Below are 14,655 nucleotides of genomic sequence, written 5' to 3' on the forward strand. Positions count from 1 at the left end.
CCTTCTCGAATTGGTTATCAGCAACAATGGCACATTTCAGTGACAGTTCGGCAACCCCGATAACAGGCTGTTATCCAAAAGTATAGGGGAATGGCTGAAACGATGCAGGGGACGTTTGACAGTTAGCGCCTATCGCAAGAAAAGAGATCATAATCACGGTCGAACAGGCTACAATCGGGCAACCACGTCACATTTATTCTCAAGCCTAAGAGTGTTGCTATGAAAAATATCAATCCTAGTCAAACCGCTGCTTGGCAAGCCCTGCAGCAACATTTTGAACAGATGAAAGACGTCCGGATCAGCGATCTGTTCGCTCAGGACAAAGAGCGCTTCTCCCGCTTCTCGGCCACCTTCAACGATCAGATGCTGGTGGACTACTCAAAAAACCGCATTACCGCAGAAACGCTGGAGAAGCTGCAGGCACTGGCGAAAGAGACCGATCTGCAAAGCGCGATCAAATCGATGTTTGCCGGCGAGAAAATCAACCGTACCGAAGACCGTGCGGTACTGCACGTTGCCCTGCGCAACCGCAGCAACAGCCCGATTATCGTTGACGGCAAAGACGTGATGCCGGAAGTGAACGCGGTGCTGGCCAAGATGAAACAGTTCTGCGACCGCGTGATTGGCGGCGACTGGAAAGGCTACACCGGCAAAGCGATTACCGACGTGGTGAATATCGGTATCGGCGGTTCGGATCTCGGCCCTTATATGGCGACCGAAGCGCTGCGCCCTTACAAAAATCACCTGAATATGCATTTTGTCTCCAACGTTGACGGCACCCATATCGCCGAAACGCTCAAACCGCTGAACCCGGAAACCACGCTGTTCCTGGTGGCGTCCAAAACCTTCACCACTCAGGAAACCATGACCAACGCTCACAGCGCGCGCGACTGGTTCCTGAACACCGCCGGCGATCAAAAGCACGTGGCGAAACACTTTGCGGCACTGTCCACCAACAGCAAGGCGGTAGGTGAGTTTGGTATTGATACAGCCAATATGTTCGAGTTCTGGGACTGGGTCGGCGGCCGTTACTCGCTGTGGTCGGCGATTGGCCTGTCTATCGCGCTGTCGCTGGGCTATGAGAATTTCGAACAGCTGCTGAGCGGCGCGCACGAGATGGACAAACACTTCGCGCAAACGCCGGCGGAGCAAAACCTGCCGGTACTGCTGGCGCTGATCGGCATCTGGTACAACAATTTCTTCGGCGCAGAGACTGAAGCGATTTTGCCGTACGACCAGTACATGCACCGTTTTGCCGCTTACTTCCAGCAAGGCAATATGGAATCGAACGGTAAATACGTAGACCGTAACGGCAATCCGGTGGATTACCAGACGGGCCCAATCATCTGGGGCGAGCCGGGCACCAATGGCCAGCACGCGTTCTACCAACTGATTCACCAGGGCACCAAGCTGATTCCTTGCGACTTTATCGCGCCGGCCATCAGCCACAACCCGCTGAGCGACCACCACGCTAAATTGCTGTCGAACTTCTTCGCGCAGACCGAGGCGCTGGCGTTCGGCAAGTCGTTGGAAGTGGTGGAAGAAGAGTTCGCCGCTCAGGGCAAGACTGCGGAAGAAGTCAAACACGTGGCGCCGTTCAAGGTGTTTGAAGGCAACCGCCCGACCAACTCCATCCTGCTGCGTGAGATCACGCCGTTCAGCCTGGGCAGCCTGATTGCGCTGTATGAACACAAAATCTTCACCCAGGGCGCGATCCTGAACATCTTCACTTTCGACCAGTGGGGCGTAGAGCTGGGCAAACAGCTGGCTAACCGCATCCTGCCGGAGTTGGCGGGTGACGAGAAAGTCAGCAGCCACGACAGCTCAACCAATGCGCTGATCAACCGCTTTAAAGAATGGCGTTAATAGCTGTATCCGATTGATGCCAACAAAAAACCCGCCGCGGCGGGTTTTTTTACATCTGGATGCTTACAGATTGATAGGCACTTCGAAGCTGATGCCTGCGCCCACGTCATCGGCTTTGCTGGCATTGTTATCGGTATACCACAGGCTGGTATCAAACTTGACCTGGGAATCCAGGGTGTAACCCCAGCCGAGCTGAATGCCTTTCAGCGTGTCGGATTTCGGGAACGCCTGGTTGATTGACTGGCTGTTCGGGTTCACTTTGGCGTACACCAAACGGGTGCTCCAGCGTTGGCTGTCATCCAGCACCAGCTCTACACGGCCGGACAACATTTGGCCATCGCCGCCCATCGCGTGGCCCAGCGGATAACCCTGCTGATAGTAGCCGCCTTTGTAGATGTAATGGTTATACACATAGTTTTTGCGGTTCATATCGGCGCGGGTATCAGCCCCTTCGATAGACCAGTTGATGGTGGTCGTGCCCCATTCAGGGTGCCCTTCCAGCCCCAGTAAATAGGTGTTTTGTGAAGGCAACATACCTGCTTCATCTTCACCCACCAACTGACCATACAAGCTTACCGGCAGGCCAATCAGCGGCTGCATTTTCAGCTTGAAATCGAAGCCGGCAAGCTGGTTGCCCGGATCGTTGCCTTTGCCAGAGTCATCGTTATCCTTGCCGGCAAACGCATTCCAGAAAGAACTCCAGGACTGAGGCCGGCCTTCACCACCCCATTGCATGATGCGCGAGGCGCCCAGCTCCACGAAGTCGGTCGGCATCATGGTGAAACGACCGCCAATCAACTTGGTATGGGGAACTGCAGCATATTGCGACAGCTGGCCTGCGGTCAGCTGGTACTGCCAGCGGCCAATCCAAGACAGCCAAGGCGTTTCAAACGGAGACTGGTCGGCGCGTTGCAGCATAAAGCCGGCCACCGGGCGAGCGGCGTCGGAGCGAATCAGGCTGCCGTCGTAACCCGGGCCCCACCATTGGGAGACTTCACCGAAGGACAGCCATTGGTTCCAGATTTTTACTGCACCGTAGGAGCCATTCAGGTTGAATTTTGAACCGTCGCTGACGCGTTGATCGCCCTCGACAGAACCCTGGACGCGCACGTCCCAGAACTCGCCGTTGGCACCTGCGCCGATAGTCAGGCGGTCATCAGCATATTCATTCTGGCCGAAGCCCTGTGGGGTGCCGGGTTTGTCGGTAGAGGCGTAGCCGCTGACGCGAATATTGGCTTTCAGGGCATCGACACGGCGCTGAACACGGTCAATGACGCTTTTCTCGGTACTGGTTACCGGCTTGGCTTGTGAAATAACCGAGCTGATTTCTTCCTGGCTCAACGGCCAGGTGGACAAGCTGACGTTAATCACGCCGCGATCGGACAACCAGGCAAGATCGTTACGCAGATCGTTATCAGGAGTGACCAGGCCGGCGGCGTGGCCGGTTAATGCACAGGTAAACAGGCCCGCCGCGACCAGTCCGTTAAGTTTAGCGCGCATAAAGAATTCCCTTGTTAATTCGAGGTTATTAGTTTTATGTAAAGATCTATGTCCCATCATAGTTGACATTTCAATTTGCTACAAATATATCAACCAGAAATGTCCTAATGTAACCTTTTGAATTAAATTGAGTTTAATGAGATTTCATTGAGGATATAAATTTTAAGATAATGCCTATGTTAGGATGCGCGGATAATTTTAGCGGTATTTAAGGGGGGTTCTTATGGCGAAAACATCGCGCTCGATAATGATTGCGAAGGGGTTACAGCGGGTGCTGAACGTCGGGCTGCTGCTGCTGGCGGCGATCCTGATCGTTTTTTTGGTGAAAGAAACTATTCACTTGGCGAAAGTCTTGTTTGTAAACAGCGAGGAATCATCGTCTTATCTGTTGATCGAAGGCATCGTGATTTACTTTCTGTATTTTGAGTTCATCGCCTTGATCGTCAAGTATTTTGAGTCGGGATATCATTTTCCGCTGCGCTATTTCATCTATATCGGCATTACCGCGATTATTCGTTTGATCATAGTGGATCATAAAAACCCATTCGATACCTTGATTTATGCCGGAGCGATATTGCTGCTGGTCGTGACTCTCTATTTGGCCAATACCGACCGCTTGAAACGCGAATAACCGACATAAAAATGGCGGCCCCTAGGGCCGCCGAAGACACAGGTATTGATCGGAAAGAACTGAAGTACATCAAGCGCATTGCAGTGGCAAAAACCTTAACCTTTCACCCCGCCGGCCGTCAGGCCACCCACCAACCAGCGTTGAGCCAGCAGGAATACGGCGGTAATTGGAATGGCCGACAACACCGCCGCAGCGGCAAAGTCGCCCCATAAATAGTTTTGCGGGTTCAGATATTGCTGCATCCCTACCGCCAGCGTGTAGCTGTTGACGTCGCGCAGCAGCAAAGACGCTACCGGCACCTCGGTAATCGCGGCGATAAACGACAGAATAAACACCACCGCCAAAATCGGCACCGACAGCGGCAGCAGCACCAGGCGGAAGGCCTGCCACGGGCTGGCGCCATCCAGCGCTGCCGCTTCCTCCAGCGAATTGTCGATGGTTTCGAAGTAGCCCTTGATGGTCCAGACGTGCAGCGCAATGCCGCCCATATAGGCGAAGATCACCCCGCCGTGGGTGTTCAGGCCGATAAACGGAATGTACTGGCCCAGGCGATCGAACAACGCATACAGCGCCACCAGCGACAGCACCGCCGGGAACATCTGGAAAATCAGCATGCTTTTCAATAACGTACTTTTACCGCGAAAGCGCATGCGGGCAAAGGCATAGGCGCAGGTGGTGGACAGCGTGACGATGCCGATAGCGGTGATCACCGCGATCTTAATCGAGTTCCACAACCACAGCAGCACCGGGAACGGCGGCGGGGTGACGCTGCCATCGGCGTGCGTCACGCTCATGCCGAGCGCCAAACGCCAGTGATCCCACGAAATCTGCTCCGGTATCAGGCTGCCGGTAGCAAAGTTGCCGGAGCGCAGTGAAATCGTCACCACCATCAGCAGCGGGAACATGATCAGGGCAATAAAGCACAGCATCAGAGTATGAGTCATCCACAGGCGCAGGCGCTGGGATTTGGGTTGGACCATAGCCATTATTTTTCTCCCTAGTCGAAGTTCATCTTGCTGGCTTTAAGGTTCAGGATCGCCAGGGCACCTACCAGCAGGAAGATCAGCGTGGCAATCGCGGCCGCCAGACCAAAGTCCTGCCCGCCGCCGCCTTCAAAGGCGATGCGGTAGGTGTAGCTGACCAGCAGGTCGGTATAACCGGCCGGCGTGGTAGTACCGATCATGTCCGGCCCGCCGTTGGTCAACAGCTGAATCAAGACGAAGTTGTTAAAGTTAAAGGCGAAACTGGCAATCATCAGCGGCGTCAGCGGCTTGATCAACAGCGGGAGAGTGATGCGGAAAAAGTTCTGCATCGGGGTGGCGCCGTCCATTGCCGAGGCTTCGTACAGATCGTCGGGGATCGCTTTCAACAGCCCCATGCACAGGATCATCATGTACGGATAACCCAGCCAGGTGTTGACGATCAGGATCATGCTTTTGGCGGTAATAGGATCGCTGAACCAGGCCGGCTTGATGCCGAACAGGTGGCTGAGCATCATGTTGATTTCACCGAAGCTTTGGTTAAACAACCCCTTGAAAATCAGAATCGAAATAAACGACGGCACCGCGTAGGGCAGTATCAGCATGACGCGGTACACCGCTTTGCCTTTCAGCGCTTCCCACTGCACCACGCAGGCCAGCACCATGCCCACGGCTACGGTGAGGATCACGGTCATTACCGAGAACACGATGGTCCAGATAAAGATCGACACAAAGGGTTTTTTGATGCCTTCATCCTGCAAAACGCGCAGGAAGTTTTTCCAGCCGATGGTGACGGTATATCCTGGGCTAAGGGTTTCTTTGGCCCAGTTGCCGTCGGCAGTCAGTGCCTGATAGAAACCAATGTCCGGGTTCGGCCGGTATTGAATATGGGTCTGTTGGTCGGTCAGCACCTTGCTGTCTTTATCCAGCAGGTACAGCGGAGAGGTGCCGGAAAACTGGCGCAGTGAACTCATGCGCAGCTCGCCGCCTTCCGGTAACTGCGCTACCAGTTGGCTCAGGGCCTGGCGGTTCTGAGTAATCACCCGCAGCGTGGCGCGTTCGCCTGTCGGCTCGGCGTTTTCCGCCGTCAGTTTCAGCGTTTGCGGCGCGTTGGCGTCAAAGCTGAACGGCCCGGAAATCAGCTGTTGGCCGCTGTCAGGGTGGGTTAACTGCAGACGCCACTGTTGGTTTTCCGCCGGATACAGGCCGAAGGTAAAGGTCTTGCCGGTCTGGAACTGACGTTGCATCAGCACCGACTGGGCGCGCTCAAAGGTGAGCTGGTTGGTGCTGCTGTAGTTGGTAAAGGCGATGGCGATGGTGCAAATCAGCGGAAACAGGACAAACAGCCCCATGCCGGCGATGCCCGGATAGACGTAACGCCAGGCGTAAGCGCGGCGGTTGGCGAAGACGTAAAGCCCGGCGCTGACCAGAATCAGCGTCAGAATGGCAAACAGGTATTCACCCTGTGCATACATCAACACAATCAGGTAGCAGGTAACCAGACTGAACAGGCCGATCACCAGCCATTTCAGTACGTCACTCTGCCACCACTTCGACTTCTTGCGCGCAGGCGACCCGGCGTGAGCTAATTGCATAGGGCGTTCCTTTCTGTAGATCAACAGCGAGGCGCTTTACCGCGCCCCGCACAGCGTCGTTTGTTACTTGGTAATACGGGTTTGCACGTCGTCCAGCGCGGCTTTCACCGTCTGGCGGCCGCTGACGGCGTTGATCACCGCACTGCGTTCGGCGTACCAGAAGGCGCTCATCTGCGGAATATTTGGCATGATTTCGCCGGTCTGCGAGTTTGCCATGGTGGCGGCAATCTTCGGATCTTTCGCCAGTTGTTCCTGATATGACTTCAGCGCCACGGCGCCCAGCGGTTTGTCTTTATTGACGTCCGCCAAGCCTTCGTTGGTCAGCAGGTAGTTTTCCAGGAATTCGGTCGCCAGCTCTTTGTTCGGGCTGGCGGCGTTGATCCCGGCGGTCAGCACGCCGACGAAGGGTTTGGACGCCTTGCCTTTGAAGGTCGGCAGCAGGGTTACGCCGTAATTGATTTTGCTTTGCTCGATGTTTGCCCACGCCCAAGGACCGTTAATGGTCATTGCGGTCTGGCCTTTGTTGAACGCCGCTTCGGCAATCGAGTAATCGGTGTCGGCATTGATGTGTTTGTTTTTCACCAGATCGACGATGAACTGCAGGCCGGCCTGCGAACCGGCGTTGGCGACGCCGACGTCCTTGATGTTGTACTTGCCGTTCTCATATTTGAAGGCATAACCGCCGTCGGCGGCAATAATCGGCCAGGTGAAATAGGGTTCTTGCAGGTTCCACATGATGGCGCTCTTGCCTTTGGCGCGCAGCTCTTTGTCCAGCACCGGGATCTCTTCCCAGGTTTTGGGCGCGTCTTTGATCAGGTCTTTGTTATAAATCAGCGACAGCGCTTCTACCGCGATCGGGTAGCCAATCAGCTTGCCGTCATAACGCACCGCGTCCCAGGTGAACGGGAACAGCTTGTCCTGGAAGGCTTTGGAAGGGTGGATCTCGGCCAACAGGCCGGACTGCGCGTAGCCGCCAAAGCGGTCATGAGCCCAGAAGATGATATCCGGGCCGTCGCCGGTGGCGGCTACCTGCGGATATTTTTCTTCCAGCTTGTCCGGGTGCTCAATGGTGACTTTGATGCCGGTGTCTTTCTCAAACTTTTTGCCGACTTCGGCCAGGCCGTTATAGCCTTTATCGCCGTTGATCCAGATAACCAGTTTCCCTTCCTCGATCTTGGCGAAGGCGGAAGAGGAAAGCACCAAGGTGGTCAGAGCGGAAAGCACCAGCGTACGGGCGGTGGTAAAGCTGCGAGTCATAATCCAATCCTTCTTTTTTGTGGGCACGTAAATCAAGGAGAGAGGTTTCGCAGTAATAGTGGGTCACAAAGCGACACATTCTCATCCTCCCCCCCTCTACGCCCCACGCCTGCGGAGTGTGATCCAGTTAACGTTGCGCCCTATTCTGTGGGGGAAGACACAAAATAGGGTGACGATTTTTGCCAAACGGATCACAGATTTGCTTTTAGCGTTGAACTTCTCGCCGCGACGGTCGTTCTCTCATCCTCCCATCTCCTCCCCCATGAAAAATCTTGTTACGGATGATTACCCCTTGTGGGGATTCCCGCACTATCGGCCACATTGATTTTTCATCGTCACGTGCAGCAGGGAACCGGATTTATGTCGCTAATGCCTACCGTCACTCAACCCACCTTGTACCGGATCCATCCGGTCAGTTTCCGTGATGGAAACGGGGACGGCGTGGGTGACGTACACGGCATGGTTTCGGCGCTGCCTTATCTGAATACGCTGTCGATCGATGGGTTGGTATTGCCGTATGAGCTGTCGGCGCAAGCCGCGGCTGCGGTCGCCGCTCAGGGGCTGGGGTTGTGGTACTGCGACGGGCAAAGCCCTGTCCGGCACTCTGTCGCCCGGCAACAGTACGTCCGCAGCCCGTTGGCGCTGGAGGTCATGCCCTTCAGCATCGAGCGGCTGGTTGAGGTATTGCATGCTCGCCGCGCCACGCTGGCGGACAGCCTGTGGAGCACCGGCGATGCCGACCAGCCACGGGTGGTCAGCCATTGGGGACAGGGGAATTTACGCTCCGCCGATGCGTTTTTGACGCTGCTGGCGATGTTGCCTGCGCCTGTCTGCTTGTATCAGGGCGAGGAACTTGGCCTGCCGCACGCCGCCGGCCTGCAGGATCCGCTGGGCGCGCAAACGCCGATGCCGTGGCACGAGGCGCCGGAACAGGTGACTGCCGGTGAGATCCATTGGTATCAGCAGGTGGCGATAGAGCACCGCGCACTGGCGATTAGTCGTCAACAGCATGACAGCCAATCCACTTTACGTTACTGCCAGTCGCTTTTGGCGCTGCGTCGCTTGCCGGTGATCCAGCGCGGTGAGCTGAGCGCAGTCAGCCAAAAGAACGGTGTGGTTCGTTTACTTATTACCCATCAGGATCAATGCCTTGAAGCGCTGATTAATCTGCAGCCTTATACTCAGGCGGCCGCGCCGTCTGAGGCGACCTTGCCACTGGCATGGCAGCACGGCGCGCAGCAAGAGGGTCATCAATGGGTTTTGGCGGGTTTTGCGTCCGCCATTTTTACACGAAATGTTAACTGCGAAAGCAGGGGAGTAACGCATGGCTAGCGTCACACTGCGCAGCGTTTATAAGGCCTTCGGCGAAGCTGTGATTTCCAAAGACGTCAATCTGACCATCGATGACGGTGAGTTTGTGGTGTTTGTCGGGCCATCGGGCTGCGGCAAATCGACGCTGCTGCGCATGATCGCCGGGCTGGAGGACATTACCTCCGGTGACCTGCTGATCGGCGATAAACGCATGAATGAAGTGCCGCCGTCTGAGCGCGGTATCGGCATGGTGTTCCAGTCTTATGCCCTGTACCCGCATCTGTCCGTCGCCGACAACATGTCGTTCGGTCTGAAGCTGGCGGGCGCCAAGAAAGCGGAGATCAGCCAGCGGGTGAATCAGGTGTCGGAAGTGTTGCAACTGGCTCACTTGCTCGACAGGCGCCCCAAAGCGCTGTCCGGCGGGCAGCGTCAGCGGGTAGCGATCGGCCGTACGCTGGTGGCGGAACCCGACGTGTTCCTGCTCGACGAGCCGCTGTCGAACCTCGACGCCGCGCTGCGGGTGCAGATGCGCATCGAGATTTCCCGCCTGCATAAACGCCTGCAGCGCACCATGATTTACGTCACTCACGATCAGGTGGAAGCGATGACGCTGGCCGACAAGATCGTGGTGCTGGACGCCGGGCGAGTTGCCCAGGTCGGCAAGCCGCTGGAGCTGTATCACTATCCGGCCAACCGCTTTGTCGCCGGTTTTATCGGCTCGCCAAAAATGAATTTCCTGCCGGTCAAAGTGACCGCCGCAGAGCCGCAACAGGTGCAGGTCGAACTGCCTAACCGCCAGCTGGTATGGCTGCCGGTGGAAGGCACGCAGGTTCAGGCCGGCGCGAACATGTCTCTGGGCATCCGCCCGGAACATCTGCTGCCCAGCAATGCCTCTGAAGTTCAGCTTTCAGGGGACGTACAGGTGGTGGAGCAACTCGGTAACGAGACGCAAATCCACATCCAAATCCCGGCAATTCGTCAGAACCTGGTTTACCGCCAGAACGACGTGGTGCTGGTAGAAGAAGGTGCAACATTCGCTATAGGCCTGCCGCCTCACCGCTGCCATCTGTTCCGCGAAGACGGTACGGCATGTAAACGGCTGCACCAGGAGCCGGGCGTTTAAAGCATCACAGTCTGTATAACAGGAGAATAATGATGACTACTCTGCGCAAACTTCCTCTGGCACTGGCAATCGCCGCAGGTGTGCTGACCACCCAGGCAATGGCCGTTGATTTTAAAGGCTATGCACGTTCCGGCATCGGCTGGACCGGCAGCGGCGGTGAACAACAATGTTTCAAGGCCACCGGCGCCGACAGCAAATACCGTCTCGGTAACGAATGTGAAACCTACGCTGAATTAAAGCTGGGTCAGGAAGTGTGGAAAGAAGGCGATAAAAGCTTCTACTTCGATACCAATCTGGCTTATTCCGTTTCACAACGCTCCGACTGGGAAGACGTGACGCCAGGCTTCCGTGAAGTAAACGTGCAGGGTAAAAACCTGATCGATTGGCTGCCGGGCGCCAACATGTGGGCAGGTAAGCGCTTCTATCAGCGTCATGACGTCCATATGATCGACTTCTACTACTGGGATATCTCCGGCCCGGGCGCAGGTCTGGAAAATATCGATCTGGGCTTCGGCAAGCTGTCTGCCGCCGTGACCCGTAACTCCGAATCCGGCGGCTCCTACGGCTACCTGGACAATGAGTGGAAAGAACGCCCAACCGTCAACGACACCTTCGACGTGCGCCTGGCCGGTCTGGAACTGAACCCGGGTGGTACGCTGGAGCTCGGCGTGGACTACGGTCGCGCCAACGCGCAGGATAATTTCCGCCTGGCCGACGGTGCCAGCAAAGACGGCTGGCTGTTAACGGCTGAGCATACCCAGAGCATCCTGAGCGGTTACAACAAGTTCGTGCTGCAGTACGCCACCGACTCTATGACCTCGCAAAACAACGGCCGCAGCCAGGGCGCGACCATTAACAACGACGGCAAGATGATTCGCGTGTTGGATCACGGCGCTATCGATTTCAACGATAAATGGGCGCTGATGTACGTCGGCATGTTCCAGGATATCGATCGCGACAACAACAACGGCACCACCTGGTACACCGTGGGCGTACGCCCGATGTACAAATGGACGCCAATCATGAGCACCTTGCTGGAAGCCGGTTACGACAACGTGAAATCCCAGCGCACCGGCGATCGCAACGGCCAATACAAAGTCACCCTGGCGCAACAGTGGCAGGCGGGCAACAGCATCTGGTCACGTCCGGCTATCCGCGTATTCGCCACCTACGCCAAGTGGGATGAGAAATGGGGCTACGCCAACAGCGATTCCGGCGCCGCTTACACCTCGGGTACCGCTTATAACGACACCAGCGTACACACCTTCAGCCGCGGCAATGACGATGAAGTCACCTTCGGCGCCCAGATGGAAATCTGGTGGTAATGACAGGACGGGGAGAGCCTTGAGCTCTCCCCAACATGTATTCGCCGACGCCGGCTCTCTTGCCTGACCTGCATCGGCGCTGATAGAGGGTATAACAATGAAAAAGAATCTGCTGTCACTCTGCTTGTCACTGGCGCTGAGCCTTGGTGCGCCATTGGCGGCCAATGCCGATACGCCTGCCCATGTTTCTGTTGCCCCGGCCATCAGCGCCGCCACGCTGCAAAGCCTGCCATGGCAACCGCTGGTGCCGCCGGTCAGCCAGGAAGTGAAACTGGATAACGTCAGCCCGCAACTCAATCAGGGCGATATTCAGGGCGCCATTGCCGCCTATACGCTGCCGGCCGATCGCGGTTCGCTGGAAGTTACGCTGAGCAGCATCAGCAAGAATAATTCGATTTACGCGCCAAGCGTGTTGGTGCTGGATGAGCATCTGCGCCCGGCGGCTTATTACCCGAGCAGCTACTTCCCGTATCAGCCGCCGGGGGCGATGTCCTCCGATCGCCTCGAGGGCACGCTGAAGCTGACCCCGGCGCTCGGTCAAAAACAGATTTACATGTTGGTGTACACCACCCGCCAGGATCTGGCCAAAACCACCCAGTTGACCAACCCGGCCAAGGCCTATGCCGCCGGCGTGGGTAACGCGGTGCCGGATATCCCTGACCCGATCGCCAGCCACAGCACCGGCGGGACGCTCAAGCTGAAAGTAACCGCTGAACAGGGTTCCGGCAACGTGATGATCGGCATGCTGCAACCGGCGCCGGCCGCTGCGCCGGTGGTGGTGGGGTCAACCGCGCCGGCCACGGTGGCACCTGCCGCAGTACCGGCCAAGCCTTCGGAGCCGATGCTGAACGACACCGAAAGCTACTTCAATAACAGCATCAGGCAGGCGGTGAAGGCGGGCGATATCGATAAAGCGCTGAAACTGATGAATGAGGCTGAAAGACTGGGTTCCACCACAGCGCGTGAAACGTTTATTGGCAGCGTGAAAGGCAAGGGGTAGTACCCGACGCTGCCGATGCTGGCTCGATGATTGGTGCGCCTCGGCGCACCTTTTTTCATGCGCGGGCCAGCGTTTCGCCAATCAGCGCCAGCAGACGGGCGTTATCTACCTGCTCCATCACCCGTATCGGTTTGCCCTGCGGCTCCGGCATGCCGACCGTCAACCGCAGGCCGTCCGGTCGCCAGCGGCGAGAGCTGCCGCGCGTCATGGCGCCTTCCAATGCTACATCCACATAATACTCCGCGGTGGTCACCAACTGCGGCTCAAGCAGCCAGGCAATCACCAACGCATCGTGGATCCAGCAACCCGGCAGGTGGCGGGTCTGGCGCGAGTAATGGATCCAGGGTTGGGTAGTGGCCCGCAGATAGCGGCACAGCGGCGTATCCGGCTGCGTCATGCGCGCCAGACTCGCCTGGGTGAGCATGGTTTGCGTAGTGACGTCCAGAGGCGCAAGCGTGATGTTGGCGCCGCTGGTCAGCACCTGTCGGGCGGCTTCAGGATCGAGACCGAAATTGGTGTCCTTGAGGTAACCCTCCACGTTGAACACCCCGCCCATAATCACGATTTCCTTCACCGCTTGCGCCATCTGCGGGTAGAGCTGCAGAGCATGGGCGACATTGGTCAGCGGGCCTATCGCCGCCAGCGTGATTTCACCCGGGTTATTGCAGATCAGTTCGCCGAGGGCCACGGCGGCGTTTGGCGTGACGGTCGCCGCCGTGTGCGGGTAAGGGACGTTATGCCACAGGGCGGCCAAATCCTGCCGGGTAATCGCCCGGTCAAGGTGGGCGCGCCAGGGTTCCGGCGGTTCGATCAATGCGCAGGCGGCTCCGGCCACGACCGGCACCTGGTAGCCGGTTTGCAGCAGCAGGTGGTTGGCCACGGCAAAGCCGACGTCGCGTGGCGTATTGCCCGCTACGATGCTGATCAACTCCAGCGAGATTTGCGGTCTGGCCGCCAGCGCCAATGCCAGCGCCAGCCCGTCGTCCACGTTGGCACCGGGAACGCCGTTGCCGGGATCGCAATCAATAATCAAACGCATAACGGTTACCTGAATAAAAAAACTAACAGCCGCATGAACGGCGGATATGCAACTGGAAAGCGAACTCGTGCAGCTCCGGCTGCGCGGCACCGGCGGCCAGCATGGCGATGGCCTGCCTGGCCATGGCGTCAATCGGCTGTTCGACTGCGCTGAGCGGCGGTACGCTGAACTCGGATTGCTGCGTGCCGTTAAAACAAATGATAGCCAGATCGTCCGGCACATGCAGGCGATGTTCCGCCAGCGCGGAGAGGCAGCCGAGCGCCTGCTGTTCGTTGGAGGTAAATATCGCCCGAGGGCGGGGACCTTGAACCATTTTCTGCGTGGCCTGGAACCCACCCTGGCGGGTATAGGGCGCTTCAAAAATCCACTCTTCGCGCGGGGTAATGCCCGCTTCGCGCAGAGCATCGCGCCAGCCGTTCAGGCGATCTTGTGCGTTAAGCATGGTCAGCGGGCCAACAAAAATGCCGATCTCCAGGTAGCCGTGCTGTAGCAGGTGGCGGGTTGCCTGGTGGGCGGCGTCACGTTCATCGACGCGAATGGCGCAGATGCCGGTCTGGCTGTCGATGGTGTCGATCATCACGCACGGCGTGCCGGAGGTGCGGATCAAATCGAACCACGGGTGGCGGTCGACGCTGGTGTACAGCAGGCCGTCGACCTGACGGTTTAGCAGATGGTTAATTAATTCGTACTCGCGCTGGCGGTCATCACCGGCGTCGCCCAGCAGCAACACGCGGCCGTGGCTGAATGCCTCACGCTGCAGCGCCCGCGCCAACATGGCAAAAAACGGGTTGGAGATGTCGGGCACGACCAAACCGTAGGTCTGCGTACTGCCCGAAGCCAGCGCCCGGGCGATGTCGTTTGGCCGATAACCGGTCTGCTCGATCGCCGCCAGCACTCGCAGGCGAGTGGCTTCTGCGACCGGGCGCGGGCCCTTGTTGATCACGTAGCTGACTACGGCGACCGACGTGCCCGCCACGCGGGCAACGTCGGCGCGGGTGATGCGCCGCGCGGGTTGATTATCCAAGTTG

12 protein-coding genes are annotated in these 14,655 nt (G+C 57.4%); 6 read left to right on the top strand and 6 right to left on the bottom strand.

Annotated features, from left to right (window positions below; genetic code table 11):
• Positions 1-219: 219 nt before the first annotated feature.
• Positions 220-1,866, top strand: coding sequence for a glucose-6-phosphate isomerase (gene pgi, locus ACUTQW_RS23005; RefSeq protein ID WP_020439903.1), 1,647 nt, complete (start codon positions 220-222; stop codon positions 1,864-1,866).
• Positions 1,867-1,929: 63 nt separating this feature from the next.
• Here the strand turns inward: pgi and ACUTQW_RS23010 are convergent, their stop codons facing one another.
• The gene (locus tag ACUTQW_RS23010) at positions 1,930-3,366 is read right to left on the bottom strand and encodes a capsule assembly Wzi family protein (protein WP_020439902.1); all 1,437 of its coding nucleotides are present in this window, start codon (positions 3,364-3,366) and stop codon (positions 1,930-1,932) included.
• Between the two features lie 223 nt (positions 3,367-3,589).
• Here ACUTQW_RS23010 and psiE point away from each other — a divergent pair, with 223 nt between their 5' ends.
• Positions 3,590-3,997: a phosphate-starvation-inducible protein PsiE gene (psiE, locus tag ACUTQW_RS23015; RefSeq protein WP_004948831.1), complete on the top strand. Its 408-nt coding sequence runs from the start codon at positions 3,590-3,592 to the stop codon at positions 3,995-3,997.
• A 95-nt stretch (positions 3,998-4,092) separates the two neighbouring features.
• Here psiE and malG read toward each other — a convergent pair whose 3' ends face one another.
• The 3 genes from malG to malE all read right to left on the bottom strand — a co-directional run bounded on the left by malG (position 4,093) and on the right by malE (position 7,829).
• Complete coding sequence (gene malG / locus ACUTQW_RS23020) at positions 4,093-4,983, bottom strand: maltose ABC transporter permease MalG (RefSeq protein WP_004948829.1); 891 nt, start codon at positions 4,981-4,983, stop codon at positions 4,093-4,095.
• Positions 4,984-4,994: 11 nt separating this feature from the next.
• Entirely contained in the window at positions 4,995-6,572 is a 1,578-nt protein-coding gene (gene malF / locus ACUTQW_RS23025; RefSeq protein ID WP_006328367.1) for a maltose ABC transporter permease MalF, read from the bottom strand.
• Between the two features lie 63 nt (positions 6,573-6,635).
• A complete protein-coding gene (gene malE, locus ACUTQW_RS23030) occupies positions 6,636-7,829 on the bottom strand; it encodes a maltose/maltodextrin ABC transporter substrate-binding protein MalE (RefSeq protein ID WP_073441199.1) in 1,194 nt (397 codons plus the stop codon).
• 360 nt (positions 7,830-8,189) lie between these two features.
• On the opposite strand from malE, the gene ACUTQW_RS23035 reads away from it, so the two are divergent.
• From ACUTQW_RS23035 to malM, 4 genes are all read left to right on the top strand, one after another.
• Entirely contained in the window at positions 8,190-9,161 is a 972-nt protein-coding gene (locus ACUTQW_RS23035) for an alpha-amylase family glycosyl hydrolase (protein WP_006328365.1), read from the top strand.
• Complete coding sequence (gene malK / locus ACUTQW_RS23040; RefSeq protein ID WP_004948818.1) at positions 9,154-10,263, top strand: maltose/maltodextrin ABC transporter ATP-binding protein MalK; 1,110 nt, start codon at positions 9,154-9,156, stop codon at positions 10,261-10,263. The genes ACUTQW_RS23035 and malK overlap by 8 nt, the downstream gene beginning before the upstream one ends.
• 29 nt (positions 10,264-10,292) lie before the next feature.
• Positions 10,293-11,588 carry a maltoporin gene (locus tag ACUTQW_RS23045; RefSeq protein WP_139281263.1) on the top strand — a complete coding sequence of 432 codons (1,296 nt, stop codon included), beginning with the start codon at positions 10,293-10,295 and terminating at the stop codon, positions 11,586-11,588.
• A 97-nt stretch (positions 11,589-11,685) separates the two neighbouring features.
• Complete coding sequence (gene malM / locus ACUTQW_RS23050) at positions 11,686-12,588, top strand: maltose operon protein MalM (protein WP_445654970.1); 903 nt, start codon at positions 11,686-11,688, stop codon at positions 12,586-12,588.
• A gap of 55 nt (positions 12,589-12,643) precedes the next feature.
• On the opposite strand, the gene ACUTQW_RS23055 is transcribed toward malM, so the two are convergent.
• Positions 12,644-13,627 (bottom strand): nucleoside hydrolase, encoded by a 984-nt coding sequence (locus tag ACUTQW_RS23055; protein ID WP_006328363.1) that lies wholly within the window; start codon positions 13,625-13,627, stop codon positions 12,644-12,646.
• 22 nt (positions 13,628-13,649) lie between these two features.
• Positions 13,650-14,651 (bottom strand): LacI family DNA-binding transcriptional regulator, encoded by a 1,002-nt coding sequence (locus ACUTQW_RS23060; RefSeq protein ID WP_006328362.1) that lies wholly within the window; start codon positions 14,649-14,651, stop codon positions 13,650-13,652.
• Between the last annotated feature and the right edge of the window lie 4 nt (positions 14,652-14,655).

This window comes from Serratia sp. TSA_7, assembly GCF_052692135.1.